15 protein-coding genes are annotated in these 14119 nt (G+C 56.0%); 10 read left to right on the forward strand and 5 right to left on the reverse strand.

The features are described 5' to 3' along the window. Window positions 1–6: 6 nt before the first annotated feature. Complete coding sequence (locus tag ACR3FB_RS22300) at window positions 7–1317, forward strand: multicopper oxidase family protein (protein ID WP_480565535.1); 1311 nt, start codon at window positions 7–9, stop codon at window positions 1315–1317. Beyond that, complete coding sequence (locus tag ACR3FB_RS22305) at window positions 1314–1745, forward strand: c-type cytochrome (protein ID WP_425085245.1); 432 nt, start codon at window positions 1314–1316, stop codon at window positions 1743–1745. Before ACR3FB_RS22300 ends, ACR3FB_RS22305 begins: the two co-directional genes overlap by 4 nt. Before the next feature lie 155 nt (window positions 1746–1900). Here ACR3FB_RS22305 and ACR3FB_RS22310 read toward each other — a convergent pair whose 3' ends face one another. Beyond that, the gene (locus ACR3FB_RS22310) at window positions 1901–2857 is read right to left on the reverse strand and encodes a LysR family transcriptional regulator (protein WP_480565536.1); all 957 of its coding nucleotides are present in this window, start codon (window positions 2855–2857) and stop codon (window positions 1901–1903) included. A gap of 140 nt (window positions 2858–2997) precedes the next feature. Here ACR3FB_RS22310 and cuyA point away from each other — a divergent pair, with 140 nt between their 5' ends. The 8 genes from cuyA to ACR3FB_RS22350 all read left to right on the forward strand — a co-directional run bounded on the left by cuyA (window position 2998) and on the right by ACR3FB_RS22350 (window position 10198). Continuing rightward, window positions 2998–4011 (forward strand): D-cysteate sulfo-lyase, encoded by a 1014-nt coding sequence (gene cuyA / locus ACR3FB_RS22315; RefSeq protein WP_480565748.1) that lies wholly within the window; start codon window positions 2998–3000, stop codon window positions 4009–4011. A gap of 32 nt (window positions 4012–4043) precedes the next feature. Then, window positions 4044–5003, forward strand: coding sequence for an ABC transporter substrate-binding protein (locus tag ACR3FB_RS22320; RefSeq protein WP_170377011.1), 960 nt, complete (start codon window positions 4044–4046; stop codon window positions 5001–5003). Between the two features lie 69 nt (window positions 5004–5072). Beyond that, entirely contained in the window at window positions 5073–6128 is a 1056-nt protein-coding gene (locus ACR3FB_RS22325) for a betaine/proline/choline family ABC transporter ATP-binding protein (RefSeq protein ID WP_170377013.1), read from the forward strand. After that, window positions 6125–7669, forward strand: coding sequence for an ABC transporter permease subunit (locus tag ACR3FB_RS22330; RefSeq protein ID WP_480565537.1), 1545 nt, complete (start codon window positions 6125–6127; stop codon window positions 7667–7669). Before ACR3FB_RS22325 ends, ACR3FB_RS22330 begins: the two co-directional genes overlap by 4 nt. Next, window positions 7666–8388 carry an alpha/beta fold hydrolase gene (locus ACR3FB_RS22335; RefSeq protein ID WP_425085249.1) on the forward strand — a complete coding sequence of 241 codons (723 nt, stop codon included), beginning with the start codon at window positions 7666–7668 and terminating at the stop codon, window positions 8386–8388. The genes ACR3FB_RS22330 and ACR3FB_RS22335 overlap by 4 nt, the downstream gene beginning before the upstream one ends. 685 nt (window positions 8389–9073) lie before the next feature. After that, complete coding sequence (locus ACR3FB_RS22340; RefSeq protein ID WP_170690236.1) at window positions 9074–9376, forward strand: SH3 domain-containing protein; 303 nt, start codon at window positions 9074–9076, stop codon at window positions 9374–9376. Between the two features lie 240 nt (window positions 9377–9616). Next, window positions 9617–9763, forward strand: coding sequence for a hypothetical protein (locus tag ACR3FB_RS22345; protein ID WP_480566902.1), 147 nt, complete (start codon window positions 9617–9619; stop codon window positions 9761–9763). 30 nt (window positions 9764–9793) lie between these two features. Beyond that, complete coding sequence (locus tag ACR3FB_RS22350) at window positions 9794–10198, forward strand: hypothetical protein (RefSeq protein ID WP_425085251.1); 405 nt, start codon at window positions 9794–9796, stop codon at window positions 10196–10198. Window positions 10199–10316: 118 nt separating this feature from the next. Here the strand turns inward: ACR3FB_RS22350 and ACR3FB_RS22355 are convergent, their stop codons facing one another. From ACR3FB_RS22355 to ACR3FB_RS22370, 4 genes are read right to left on the reverse strand one after another with little or no spacing between them, the layout of a single operon-like run. Further along, complete coding sequence (locus ACR3FB_RS22355; RefSeq protein WP_480565539.1) at window positions 10317–11090, reverse strand: heme ABC transporter ATP-binding protein; 774 nt, start codon at window positions 11088–11090, stop codon at window positions 10317–10319. A gap of 2 nt (window positions 11091–11092) precedes the next feature. Continuing rightward, complete coding sequence (locus tag ACR3FB_RS22360) at window positions 11093–12166, reverse strand: FecCD family ABC transporter permease (protein ID WP_480565540.1); 1074 nt, start codon at window positions 12164–12166, stop codon at window positions 11093–11095. Next, window positions 12163–13014, reverse strand: coding sequence for a heme/hemin ABC transporter substrate-binding protein (locus ACR3FB_RS22365; RefSeq protein ID WP_480565541.1), 852 nt, complete (start codon window positions 13012–13014; stop codon window positions 12163–12165). The genes ACR3FB_RS22360 and ACR3FB_RS22365 overlap by 4 nt, the downstream gene beginning before the upstream one ends. After that, entirely contained in the window at window positions 13014–14066 is a 1053-nt protein-coding gene (locus ACR3FB_RS22370; protein ID WP_480565542.1) for a hemin-degrading factor, read from the reverse strand. Before ACR3FB_RS22370 ends, ACR3FB_RS22365 begins: the two co-directional genes overlap by 1 nt. Window positions 14067–14119: the final 53 nt, after the last annotated feature.

A 14119-nucleotide genomic window follows, 5' to 3' on the forward strand; every position in this document is an offset into this window, starting at 1 on the left:
CATTTTATGAAAAGGCGAGACTTCCTGTTCACAACATGCGCGGCGGCACTGGCACCGCGCATCGCTATTGCATCAGCGCCCTTTGAACTGGTCGCACAACCGGTCAATGCGCAAATTCTGCCCAAAGATGATCCGGCAACTCCGATGCTTGGCTTTAATGGCAGTACGCCCGGTCCGGTGCTTCGCGCCCGTCAGGGCGATACATTTGATATTCGGTTCCTGAACCAGATTGGTGAAGGCTCTGCGGTCCATTGGCACGGGCTGCGCATCGACAATGCGATGGATGGCGTGCCGGGGATGACCCAACACGTTGTCGAGAAGGGTGCTGAGTTCGAATACAGCTTTCGAGCACCCGATGCTGGCACGTTCTGGTATCACTCCCACAACCGATCCTGGGAACAGGTCGCCAGAGGTCTCTACGGGCCGCTGATCGTTGAGGAGCTAACCCCACCCGATGTGGATCACGATCTGATTGTTATGATTGACGACTGGCGTATCACCGAAGACGGATCGCTTGTCGACGGCTTCGAGAACAGGCACGATCAGGCGCATCAAGGGCGGTTGGGGAACTACGCCCGCGCGCTTGTAGAACCAAATACGCCGGTCCGGCGCGGTGATCGCGTGCGCTTGCGGTTAATCAATGTCGCAACAGACCGGATATTCCCGATTGAACTTGAAGGCATCGACGGCAAAATCGTTGCGTTCGACGGTATGCCACTGCCGGACCCGCAAGAGGTTTCAAACCTTATTCTCTCACCGGCTCAACGCTTAGATATCATTGCTGACGTAACATCAGCTGATCACATCGCCTTTGTTTTCCCAACGCGCGACGATCCTTACCTGTTGGGTGAAATTCCGGTTGAAGAGGTAAACAGCACGCGGCAACTGTCCGCTATTCCCACACTGCCACTAAACGAGCGGAAGCAGCCGGATCTGGACAATGCTGTGGACCTGTCGCTCACCATGCAAGGCGGGGCGATGAGCCGTCCCGTAAGCACGCAAACTGACATTTGGGCGTTTAACGGGCAATCTGGCCTATCGGATACGCCGCTCCACAAGTTTGAACGTGGCCAAACGGCGCGCATCCGTCTGGTAAACGACACCCGTTTCCCGCATGGCATCCATCTGCACGGGCATCATTTCTTTGAAGTCGGGGCGGACAGCAGCTTAGGCGCTTTCCGGGATACGGCGCTAGTCAATCCCGGTGAGACCCGCGAAATCGTTTGCGTGTTCGACAATCCCGGTAAATGGCTGTTGCACTGTCACATGCTAGGGCATCAGGCGGCTGGCATGAAAACATGGGTGGAAGTCGTATGAAACGCGTGTTGGTACTGGCTCTATGTGGCGTTGCGAGCGAGGCAATTGCCAGCCACGAAATGGAAGACCGAGATTTGACCAATGGGCGTGTTCTTTACGGCGAACACTGCGCGTCCTGTCATGGCGTCAACCTGGAAGGACAACCAAATTGGCAGACACCTGATGACAATGGTGTTCTGCCTGCACCACCGCATGATGAGACAGGGCACACTTGGCACCATGATAATCAGCTTCTCTTTGAGTACACACGACTTGGTGGCGAAGCAGCGTTAGCCGTACGTGGGGTCACTAGCTTTGCAAGCGGCATGCCGGGATTTAGTGATGAACTCACCGAAAATGAGATTTGGGATATTCTGGCTTATATCAGGTCAACTTGGCCCGATCGCGTTCAGGAAATGCAAGCGAGTCGCAATCCGCCGCACAATTGAGGAAACGGTCTTCTCCGCGCTTTGTGGGGGTAGGGTCAGGCCCCCTTGCTGCCAAGACGCACAGGGCAACGCCTTCATTTTGAAGGGTTCCGTCACTCAAAATTCGGTTCCACCGGATTGTCTTGGTCTCTGGCCAGAGCTTGCGATTTATCGCCTCAAGACTTCAAAGGCGGCTTGTTTGTCCAGAAATCAAGCAATGTTTTCGCTATCTCGGTCTGGTGGTGGGCATAGACCACCACGTCGAGCTTCTCCTGACCCAATTGGTTGCGTAGGGAGATCAGCTCGCCGCTTTCAATTTCCTTGTGCACCATGCTGAACGGCAGCCAACCAACACCGAGACCGTTCAGGATCATTTCCTTTGCTCCACTTGAAAAAGCCGTCTGGCAAACGGGGTTTTTACTGAAATCGGCGGTTCCGAACGGAAGTTTGCTCTTGTTCAATGCCTCACCAAAGTAGCTGTTTTCGGGATAGACGATCGCCGGCGTATCCAAAGGCACGTCACCGTTTCCGCGCACTGCGTACCGCAATCCGCCACCGATGACCGGAATGAGGTAGTCGTGACCCCAAGTGCCGCGACAAATGCCTGCTCCGAACGGCATTGGGGCGACGGTTTGCGCCTCGTAGCATAGCAGCATGTTGGTGTCGCCGCGCAGGAACAGAGTGACACAATCGTTCAGATTGGCCGTTCTAAGACGAAACCGGAGCCCCTTGAACGTTGCACGTGCACGCAATGCCATATCGGGGAAGGTGGAGACGACCGATGCATGTGTTGCGGCGATCGTCACAATTGAAACGGTGGGGCCATGTTGCGCAATTTTTGTGCGCAGATCATTTAATCTTGCGATCAAAGAGCGGATTTCGGCTTCATTCGAGGCCAATGCGGGACTGATCTCGACCCGGTTCGATTTGCGATCGAGAACTTCAATCCCCAGCCACTCCTCAAAACTGCGAATACGCCTTGAGAACGCGGGTTGTGTGATGTTTCTGCGCGCCGCAGCCCGTGTCATGTTCCGCTCCTCCAGAAGGGCCAGAACATCGTCAAACCACAGCATATTCATCCGCACCTCCATAGCACCCAAAGAAAATGTATGGGCAGCCTGCGAAATATGCACTGTTTTTATTCTTTTTCTTTTGAAACTGTTTGGCTGTAGGCAAAAGCAGGGAGAGTGTGGTGGCTGAGACAATTCAGATGACCGGCGGTGACGCGATGGTCGCGCCGGAGATGGTTTTGAGCTTGTGCAAGGAGCTATCGCTGACGCTGGCGAAATTTCCCCGGGTATCGCTTGGTCATCTCCCTACGCCTTTGGAACCGATGGATCGCCTGAGCGAGGTTTTGGGTGGCCCGCGTTTATGGGTAAAACGGGATGATTGCACCGGCCTCTCATCGGGTGGGAACAAGACCCGTAAGCTGGAATTTCTGATGGCTGACGCAGTCCAGAAAGGCGCAGATACAATCATCACGCAAGGGGCGACGCAATCCAATCACGCGCGTCAATCAGCAGCGGCGGCCGCAAAACTTGGCCTTGCGTGCCATATACTTCTTGAGGATCGCACGGGTTCCAATGACCCGAGCTATATTCTGAATGGAAACGTCCTGTTGGATCGTTTGCATGGCGCCAGCGTCTCCAAGCGTCCCGGTGGTGCGGACATGAATGCCGAGATGGAAGCCTGCGCCGCGCGGATGAAGGCAGAAGGCAAAAACCCCTACATCATTCCGGGCGGTGGATCCAACCCGATCGGGGCATTGGGCTACGTGAACTGCGCGCGCGAGTTATGCGAACAGGCGGCCCATGCCGGCTTAAAAATCGACGCGCTGGTCCATGCGACCGGCAGCTCCGGCACACAAGCCGGATTGGTCGCCGGTCTTGCGGCCCTAGAAAGTGACATTCACCTTTTGGGCATCGGCGTGCGTGCCCCACAAGACAAACAGGAAGGCATGGTCCATGATCTGGCTATGCGCACTGTCGAATATATGGAGACGGGTACGCCCATTGCGCGCGAAAATGTACGTGCAAATTGCGACTACGTCGGTGCAGGATATGGTCTTCCTACCAAAGGGATGGTTGACGCGCTTAAGCTGTTGGCCCGCACCGAAGGACTTTTGTTCGACCCGGTCTATTCAGGTAAAGGTTTGGATGGGCTCATCGACCAAACCCGCAAAGGCTATTTCGACGGCATGGACAATGTCGTCTTTCTGCATACCGGCGGAAGCGCGGCCCTGTTTGGCTATCCCGAAACTTTCGAACTTCCTGGCTACGTGGCCTGAAAATAAACAACAAACCAACAAGGAGATATCAAATGAAACTAAAAAAATACTTGATCAGCGCGGCTTTGGTTTCAGCTCTCGGCGCACCACTTGCCGCTGAAGAGGTTAAGATCGGTGTTCCTACTTGGACAGGCGCACAGGCTATTGCCCATGTCTTGGGTGAGATCGTGACCACCCGCATTGGCGGCACGGTGGAGTACGTGCCCGGTAACAACGCCACAATCTTTCAAGCGATGGATCAGGGTAAGGGCGATATCGATGTGCACCCCGATGTATGGCTGCCAAATCAGGAAGCGTTTACCAAGCAATATGTTGATGGTGCTGGCACCGTAACGTTGTCATCGAACCCCTATCAGGGCAATCAGGGTTTCTGCGTCTCCAAAGACTTTGCCGCAGAGATGAATATCACCGACATCGCGGATCTTGGACGCCCCGATGTGGCGGCCGCGATGGACAGCGATGGCAACGGTAAGGGTGAGATGTGGATCGGTGCACCCGGCTGGGCCTCGGCCAATGTGAACGAGGTGAAGGTGCGCGACTATGGCCTGTTGGACTTCATCGATCCGATCCGCGCCGAGGAAGCTGTTAAGACCGCGCGCATCAAGGACAGTATCGCCAAAAAAGAAGGATATGCCTTCTACTGCTATGAGCCGCATGCCGTCTGGTACATGTTTGACGTGGTGATGCTGACCGAACCGACTTATGACCCTGAAAAATACGTGATGGTGCAGCCCTCCGACGACCCTGACTGGTACAACAAGTCGATGGTAGCCAGCAAGGACGCTCTGAAGGAAGTTCAGATCGCCTGGTCCAACTCGCTTGGGGATCGCTCGCCGGCGATTGCAGAGTTCTTCGCGAACTTCTCCCTTACCGCCGATGACGTGAGCTCGCTGGCCTTTGAGATCAGTGCCAATGGGCGCGATGCTGAGGAAGTTGCGGCCGAGTGGGTTAACGCCAATTCCGAGCGCGTAGATGCGATGCTGGGTCTCTGAGCCAGACCTAAAAACAACGGGCAGCACCTAGCGGTGCCGCCCCATTTGAAGGCACGTACGGGTGGGCGGATGAGCGACGAGACTGTAATCGAAATTTCCAATATCTGGAAAATCTTTGGCGCTAAGCCCGAAGCTGCTCTGGAAGCCATTCGTGCGCGTGGACTGACCAAGGCTGAAGTCCTTGCCGAATTCAATGCGGTGGTGGGCGTGGCCGATGTCAGCCTCAACGTAAACCGCGGTGAGATCTTCTGCATCATGGGGCTGTCAGGGAGCGGCAAATCCACACTCGTGCGCCATTTCAATCGCCTGCTCGAACCAACGGCCGGCAAAATCGAAATCGAGGGCACGGACGTCATGGCGCTCGGCACAAAGGAGCTTCAGGCTTTCCGCAACCGGAAAATCGGGATGGTGTTCCAGAATTTTGCGCTGATGCCTCACCGCTCGGTCCTTGATAATGTAGCAATGCCGCTGGAAATCCGTCAGGTCGCCAAGAACGAGCGTATGCGACAGGCAGCCGCCATTCTCGACATTGTCGAATTGGGGGCGTGGGGGTCGAAATTCGCTCACGAACTCTCTGGGGGCATGCAGCAACGTGTGGGGCTTGCCCGTGCGCTCGCGGCCAATCCTGATGTTCTGTTGATGGATGAGCCATTTTCCGCACTTGATCCCCTGATCCGACGGCAGTTGCAGGATGAGTTCATCCGGTTGTCCAAAATCCTCAAGAAAACAACGATCTTCATCACCCATGACCTTGATGAGGCTGTCCGCATCGGAGACAGGATTGCGATCATGCGTGACGGCAAGATGGTGCAGATCGGCTCGGCTGAGGACATTGTGATGCATCCCGCTGATGACTACGTCGCTGATTTCGTGGCCGGGATCTCGCGCCTGAAGGTGGTGCATGCTCATGCGGCGATGCAGCCCTTGGACAGCTACCTCGCCACGCACGGCCCACTGCCGGCTGACATCGACCGGGTGGACCACAATGAGACGCTCTCCGCATTAATTACACGAGCCATTGACGACGAACGGCCGGTTTTGGTGTCCGAAGGTGGTGAGGACAGAGGTGTCATCACTCGCGCAGATCTGTTGCGCACCGTGATTGAAGGGACGGAAATGTCATGAGCGAAGATCTCGGTGTGAACCCCCTTGAAGACACAGAAAGCGAAGCCGCGCAGGCCTACGCCGAGGAACGCCGCGAGAATATCCGCACTTTTGTGCGCACAAGCCACGATTACTACATCCGCAATTTCGACAAGATCGGGGCGTCCGCACGCTTTACGGCAACCTTCAATGTGATGGCCGGGCTCTTTGGTCCAATCTGGTTCGGCGCACGCGGGCTTTGGTCATGGGCATTGGCCTTTCTTGTTGTCGAGGCGATCGGCTTTGTGCAGATCGCGCGGGGCCTGTTCGGAGATCTGGGCGCAGACGCGTTGGCCCGTGTGACCTCGATCGAAGGTACGCTCGATTTGCGCTACCAGCAGCTTGCGGCCGCGCAAGAGAGCGGCTCGGATCGAGCCGCAGCGATCCAGCGTCAGATCGAAGGGCTGGAGGCCAACATAGAAGGCTTCCGCGCCGAGGCAGAGTTGCTCGCCGCGCAAGGCCCGTCGATTGCCCTCACCGGTGTTGTAGTCTTGCTTGTAGCCAAGCTCATACAGGCTGTGGCCGCCAACTGGGCGCTGGAGGCCCGGTTTTCTGACTGGCTCTCAGATCGCACAATTCGCTCTGGCATGCCGGTCAGCCAGATAGTCTTCAGCGCGGGTTTCATGATCCTGTTGGTCGCGACCGCAATGATCCACTACAGTTTCCCGGGTCGTTTTTCGTTTCTTAGTGAATTCCCGACAGATAACTCAATTCGCCTAGCCAGTATTGACAGCGTAGAGGCATTTATCGCCTGGTGCGTCGCCAACAGTGTGGCGTTCTTTGACGGGCTCACCGCGGCTATTCGCTGGTTGCTGGATGCCATGGAGGTTGCGTTGGTTCAGACCCCTTGGATCGTGGTTGCCGCGCTGATCGTTCTGTTGACCTGGCTCACGGCTGGCTTGCGCATGGCTATCTGGTCTGGTGCTTTTTTGGCCTATATGGGCCTTCTCGGCTTCTGGGAAAAAGCTATGACCACTTTGGCGCTTCTCGGCACTGCGGCGCTGCTTTCCATCGTGATTGGCATTCCTTTGGGTATGTTCTCTGCGCGTCGACCGCGCTTCTACGCGGTCATCCAACCGATCATGGATTTCATGCAGACCATGCCTGCTTTTGTCTTCATGGTGCCTGTGATTGCCTTCTTCGGGGTTGGTAAACCAGCGGCAGTCATTGTCACTATGATCTTCGGTGGGACACCCGTGGTACGCCTTACCGTTTTGGGCCTGCGTGGTGTGCCCGAAAGCGTACGTGAAGCCGCGATTAGCTTTGGCGCCAACAAGTGGTACCTTCTCACCAAGGTCGATCTTCCGCTTGCCAGCCCCTCCATTCGCGCGGGTATCAACCAAACAATCATGCTGTCACTGGCCATGGTCGTGGTGGCCTCGCTTATTGGTGCGAAAGGGCTGGGCGAAGACGTCCTCGAGGCGCTGCAATACGCCAATGTAGGCCAGGGTATCCTCGCAGGCTTTGCCATTCTCTTCTGCGCGATGATCCTTGATCGGATCGTTCAAGGTCAGCGAAAGTGACCCCCTTTGTCCTGGTTCATGGTTTCATGGGGGGCAGCGCACAATGGGATGGGTGTAGAGATACCCTGCAGCAGCACGCTGATGTGATTGCCGTTGACCTGCCGGGGTTCGGAGCAAATGCCCATCTGCCGCCAATCGACAGTATTGGCGGATATGCGGATTGGGTCGTCCGGCACCTCCGCAGCCTTGGGGTGGAGGAGTATTTTCTGCTGGGTCACTCCATGGGCGGCATGATCGCTCAGGAAATTACCTTGCGCGATCCTGAAAGGATTAAACGCCTGGTGCTTTACGCAACTGGTGCCATCGGTGTTTTACCAGGGCGGTTCGAGACCATTGAACAGAGTAAAAAGCGCGCTGCGGAAGACGGCGCAGCGGCCACCACACGCCGGATCGCAGCAACTTGGTTTCTGGATCGCGAAGCTGCACCCGGATACGAGCACTGCGCCGCGATTGCCGCTCAAACCGCGCTGCCGGCTCTGGAGGCGGGCTTAGACGCGATGCAAGTTTGGTCAGGAGAACAGAACCTCCCCCAAATCCAGCAAGAGACCCTCGTCCTTTGGGGCGACAAAGATCGGACATATCCATGGAGCCAAACCAATATGCTCTGGGAGGCGATCCCAAATACATCGCTTGCTGTCGTGCCGGCCTGCGCCCACGCTCTCCATGCGGAGAAATCCGAACTTTTTCAACACCTTGTATCCGACTTTTTGGATAGCTGAGGTGTGCAGCCGACTTTTTCAATGGCAGGGGTCCAGCCGAAGGCAACTTTGTTTGCGCAATCTGAAACCGAGCTGCCCTCAGATTTGCTCATGCGGCGAATGATGGCGAAGCGCTTGTGAAAATGGCTCGGCCAAAGTTAGTCAGAGCCGATCATCCGTTTGTCTTACATTCACCTCTCGACCGAGGCGCGAGTACCTTCAGAAATCGCAAATCGGACGGGTATCTAGATCTTGTTTAACAATACTGACGTCCGCGCTTTGGTATGGCCAAAGGCCTACAAAACCTTATGCCATAGAATGTTTACTTGGCTCCTGGGAAAACCATTACAATTAAAGAGAAAGGATCAAACAGAAGGCAATCGAGATCAGGCGTCTGCTTCACCAGAAGTCCAGTGCAAAATAAATCCCACCAGATGAACCAAATCCCCTCTTAGATCAAGGAGCCATTTGTCCCAAAATCGCTGAGGACGGACAGAACGGACGAATACAACCCAAATAGGTTCTGGAAGAGTGAAGCCGAAGACTGGTGGCCAGAGGAGCACCGGCAAACCGACCAAACCTTTTGGCAACACGATCTGTCAACTAGCCTTTACAGACTCTGAATGTTGTTCAGCTTGCTAGAGTTGTTCCGCTTGTCGATCCGGCTCGCTAAGATAGTGTCTGAGGAAACAGGCAGGAAAAATCAATGCGCAGTACAATCTTCATCACCCTTGTGGCATTTGTTCTCGGGATACTTGTGACAACTGACTCTGCTACGGCGGCCTCTCTTGGGCGATACGAGGTTTATGGTGTCGAAGAGGGTGACATGTTGAAGATGAGGGCTGGGCCGGGAACGGGATACATAGTAATTGTTGGTCTTCCAAATGGAACTGCCGTGCGGGTTCACAGTTGTGAACAAACCGGCAGCACCCGTTGGTGTCGTGTGTCGCTGGATCGCGTGCGTCAGCTCAAAGGATATGTCTCTTGGGCCTATTTGCGAAAGATATGATGTGACCAATCCAGAGGACGCAGTTTGTTCTCTGCCGCGACAGGGAAACTATCTTCGCTGTAGGGCTATTCGGTGACTATGTGTTTAATCGCTTTAATCATCGCATTCGCTGGATCGGTCGCGACCTTGGTGAAAATACATACTTCCAGACGATTGTTGTAACGCCCGCGCGTAAGCCTGTGTCTCTGATCGGATCTGGCCTATAACGGTCTGCTGCTGACCTTGTCGGGGATCCGGCATGTGCGGACCAGGGCTAACATGCCGCCAATGGAGTTGATGGCGATTGCCACACGGCATAGCGTTCCGATCATCGAGCAGTTCGACAGTGTCTATGACATGCACCGGCTCCGGACGGATGCACGGGCACTAGACGGCGTCGAAGGTTAGGCTATCGCATTTTAGGACAGTCACAGGCTAATGACCAAAGCCGACGCTTATGTCCTGCGTCACAAGGTGCTTGTCGGATTGGCGCATGAAAAGAACCTGTTAGCCAGAGTCGTCAAAGGTGCGCTGGGCGCTGTCTTACCGCTTTTGGCACCAGACACCGCCGTGCAGGTTCAACCCTACCATGACGATGTCATGAGGTCGGTCGATGTACACACTGGCGCGATTGATGTCTTCTTGTCGGAACACTGGGATTTCGCTCGGAAAGAGTTCACACTGAAGGCCAAGGCAGCGCTTGATCCGCGGTTGCAACTGGTTGATCTCCGGGCGCTGAAGGGGATGCCGCCCAGTAAAAGCTTGCTTGAGATCCTCGAGCGGGCATCAAGTTCTGAGAACAAAGCTCAGGCGATCCGGCCTCTGGTTGGGGTGCAGTGGTAGCCGCTGGATGTTTCCTATGGGCCGTGGATGTATCGTTTGAAACGGTGTATGCAGCGAACCCATTGGTATCCGGCTCGCGGTATCTTTCACGCTTGAAAAAACGGACGTACTATCCTATTCAGATCATCGACTGCGGCAAAACAAATGGCATCCCGCCCGCAGGTATCGTGTTGATCGGCAAGTCGATACCGTAGACCTGCTGCATCGTGTCATTGTTGAGAACGGCTGACACTGTGCCAGACGCCCAGACTTTCCCTTCGCTCAGAATACATACCTTGTCGGCGAACAAAGCTGTCAGGTTCAGATCGTGCATAACCACTACAACACCTCCGCCTTGGGTAGCGAAGTCCCGCGCGATGCATAGAACGATGAACTGATGTGCGATGTCCAGGCTTGCAACGGGTTCATCCAGCAACAGCCAGCGGGGCTGATCCAGATCTTTGGTGTCCCAGACCTGCGTCAGAACACGCGCCATCTGAACGCGTTGCCGCTCACCGCCAGATAGGTTCTGGTAGGACCGTGTTTCGAAGCCGCCGAGGTCAACTTGCATCAAAGCGCGAGACGGCAATGTATCGTCGTCGGCGGCCAAGCCATTTGCTAGCCCGAGCCTGACGACTTCGTGTACAGTGAAGGGGAAGGCCACGGTTGTTGACTGCGGAAGAACGCCTCGTATGGCAGCCAATTCCCAAGGCTTTAGTGCCGTGATCTCGTGGCCGTTTAATGAGATCCTGCCGGAGCTTTGGATTTCTCCTGAGAGTGCTTTCAGCAAAGTCGATTTACCGGATCCATTCGGGCCGATGATGGCCGTGACTTGCCCGGACTCTGCTTCAAAATCCACGCCTTTCAGGATCTCTTTGCTTCCGATTTGGACGCGTATGTTCTCAGCTTTCATACTTACATTCCCATTGAGCCATGGCGTCGAAGCAGGATCCAGAAAAACACCGGCGCGCCAAGGATCGCGGTCACGATCCCAATTGGTAGCTCCGCCGGAGCAACGATCACGCGACTGATCATATCTGCGCACAACAGCAGCGTGGCCCCCAGCAGAGCTGAATTCATCAGCAAGCGATGGTGGTCTGGTCCAGCGCTGAGACGCAGCAGATGCGGCACCACGATTCCGATAAAACCTATGCCACCCGACACGGCAACGGCGGCACCAGTTGCCCCAGCAACCGTCAGGATCGCGAGGTTTTTGCTTCGCTGGACTGGAATACCCATGTGATGGGCAATAGCCTCACCCATCGCCAAACCGTTCAAAGCACGGGCAAGAAACTGTGTGCAGATAATTGCAGCCAGAATAATCGGGGCAGCCGTTGCAACCTTGGTCCACGTCGCACCAGCCAGTGAGCCCATGCCCCAGAAGGTGAGGTCTCTGAGTTGCTGATCGTCAGCCATGTAGATCATCACTCCGGATACAGCTCCGGCCAAAGCCGCCAGTGCAATGCCTGCAAGCAGCATTGTGGCGACCGATGTCTGCCCTTGGCGCGTGGACACCCGATAAAGGATCAGAACCGAGGCCCATCCCCCCAGAAAGGCCGCAACGGCAACCAGCCCGTCGCCTACCCAGGCGAGGACCGTGCCAGGCAGGAGGCCACCAAAGACGATGGCTGCTATCGCGCCCAACCCAGCACCCGCGCTCACGCCGACAATGCCAGGATCGGCCAGCGGATTGCGGAACAGCCCTTGCATCACCACGCCCGAGACTGCCAGCGCCGCACCAACAAGTATTCCCATCGCCAGACGGGGCAGGCGGATGTCCCACAGAATGATCCGGTTCAGGTCCGACAACTCGCGCCCCTGAAGTAAATCCAATACTGCAATCGCTAGCGAGGCGTCAGACGCTCCGACCGAGACGCTGAACACACTTGTTACGGTCAGGACGACAATTAGAGACAGCGTCACGCGCTTGGCCCTGATCCTTCGCGCGTCGGCGCGCATCGGAGCGCCGTGGTCTAACGCCAGCGTCATGATCCGCTCGCGTTTTGCAACGCCGCCGATAGGTCTGAAATCGCATCCGCTGTACGCGGGCCAAAGCCCAGAAGATACGCACCCGGCATACGGATCAGGGCTTTATTCTGCCCTGCCGGGGTCAGTTGGATCGCGGGTATTGCAAAAAGGTCCTCGTCCGAAGTTGCGTGATTGCCGCGCCGCTCCATCATCAGGATCACGTCGGGCGCTGTGACAGCCAACGCTTCTGGTGTCATGGTCTTGAAGCCATCGACGCCTGCGGCAGCGTTTTCACCGCCCGCCATTCTGATAATGCTGTCGGCCTGGGTGTCGGCCCCGCCGACGGTAATTTCCCCATCCTGTGCCGAAAGGATGAACAAAACGCTCAATGGGTCCGCACCCGCGGCGACTGAGGCACTCTCTTGCGCCTGATCCAGTTGTTGCGCGGCGCTTGCAGCCAACTCTTCGGCTTCGGCCTCAACGCCCAAAACAGTGCCCACTGCGCGGATTTTTTCTACTATCCCATCGCGGGAAAATTCATCGTCGATGGTGACAAATTCCACACCAGCTTCTTGCAGTACCGAAATGGCATCTGGTGGGCCGGAGCCTTCCAATCCCAGGATCAGGTCAGGCGCGACGGACAGCACGCCCTCGGGTGATAGAGCGCGCCGATAGCCAACATCCGGCAAATCCATCGCATCGGCCGGGAAAGTTGAGGTCCGATCACGGCCCACAAGCCGGTCCTGCTGCCCGAGAGCATAGACGATCTCGGTGATTGAACTGCCGATCGCGATCACGCGTTGTTCTTCCGCTTGCAGCGCTGTGGCAGAGAGAAAAGCTGCCGTGTAGAGAGATAGAAGCTGTCGCACTACACCACCTCTTCTTCGGCTTTGTCGGATAACCCGGCGACCAGTGCATCCCAGGCGGGGCGGTGATCGGTCTCGCCTGCGTGACGACCGAATATCTGGAAAATCAAACCACCTTCCGCATCAAACACTTCAACCGAAACAGCGGGTCCGCGCTGGGTGGGTTTGGTGACGGCCCAGACCTCGGCAATATGATCGGTGCGCAGATGCAGGTTGAAACCCGGGTCCAGCACGTTGAACCAAGACCCCATCTGTTTCAGCGTTTCGACTGGCCCACCATGGATTTCAATGCAACCGCGATTGCCGACAAAGACCATGACCTCAAGCCTTTGGTCGCGCACCTGTTCGAACACTTGCGGAATTGTGTCTGGGTCAAGCGCCCGAACCAGAGGCGCACCGGCAATACGATATGCCCCCAACCGGTTCATCTTGAGCTTCGACGTCAAGCGCATGAACTGATGCGTGTCCGTCATCTTGGCCCACTCGGTTCGCAGGATTTCAGCCTTGTCCGGATTGGCCTTAGGTGCCTCAGCTGGCTTGCGCTGCTCGACAGTCATCGTCTGCGATTGATCGTCCGCGGCCAGCGTCTGGACCAGATGTGCCCAGTGATCCAGATCCGAGCCGTCCCGCAGAAAAATCTTGTGAACCGCATCTCCGGCCGCATCAAATACTTGAATCGAGCGGCGTGTTCCGGAATCCGTTTCACGCTCGACCGCGAAGGCGTGAACCCAATGACTGGGGAACATGCGCAGGTCAATCTCTTGTGTCAGGACCATCGCAGCATGAGCGCCAGGATGGTAGCTGTCGTATCGCCCGACTTTCTCAATCACGCAGGACGGGTTGCGTGTCAGCGCCATGACCTCTCCCAACCCGCTCAACTGACCAAAAAGCGCGTCTATGTCTGATTTCAGCCTTGTTGCGCCTTGCCCAGCGAAAGCCACCACCAGCTGCCCTTCGGACAAACCAAGTGATTCCGCCAGATCGCGATCACGTTTGCCAGCCTTCTCTGCATAGGCGGCACGAATATCCTGAGGGGCCGTAAGCACCTGTTCCATAGTGGATTTCCCATCTTCGAGTGGTTTTGTGAAGCGCTGGCCTGGCCCATGAT

The organism is Ruegeria sp. AO1 (assembly GCF_056535985.1).

What these genes read in the sequence shown, in the direction of transcription:
- ACR3FB_RS22300 (WP_480565535.1), top strand. Translation starts at nt 7, where the DNA reads ATGAAAAGGCGAGACTTCCTGTTCACAACATGCGCGGCGGCACTGGCA.
- ACR3FB_RS22305 (WP_425085245.1), top strand. Translation starts at nt 1,314, where the DNA reads ATGAAACGCGTGTTGGTACTGGCTCTATGTGGCGTTGCGAGCGAGGCA.
- ACR3FB_RS22320 (WP_170377011.1), top strand. Translation starts at nt 4,044, where the DNA reads ATGAAACTAAAAAAATACTTGATCAGCGCGGCTTTGGTTTCAGCTCTC.
- ACR3FB_RS22325 (WP_170377013.1), top strand. Translation starts at nt 5,073, where the DNA reads ATGAGCGACGAGACTGTAATCGAAATTTCCAATATCTGGAAAATCTTT.
- ACR3FB_RS22330 (WP_480565537.1), top strand. Translation starts at nt 6,125, where the DNA reads ATGAGCGAAGATCTCGGTGTGAACCCCCTTGAAGACACAGAAAGCGAA.
- ACR3FB_RS22340 (WP_170690236.1), top strand. Translation starts at nt 9,074, where the DNA reads ATGCGCAGTACAATCTTCATCACCCTTGTGGCATTTGTTCTCGGGATA.
- ACR3FB_RS22350 (WP_425085251.1), top strand. Translation starts at nt 9,794, where the DNA reads ATGACCAAAGCCGACGCTTATGTCCTGCGTCACAAGGTGCTTGTCGGA.
- ACR3FB_RS22355 (WP_480565539.1), bottom strand. Translation starts at nt 11,090, where the DNA reads ATGAAAGCTGAGAACATACGCGTCCAAATCGGAAGCAAAGAGATCCTG.
- ACR3FB_RS22360 (WP_480565540.1), bottom strand. Translation starts at nt 12,166, where the DNA reads ATGACGCTGGCGTTAGACCACGGCGCTCCGATGCGCGCCGACGCGCGA.
- ACR3FB_RS22370 (WP_480565542.1), bottom strand. Translation starts at nt 14,066, where the DNA reads ATGGAACAGGTGCTTACGGCCCCTCAGGATATTCGTGCCGCCTATGCA.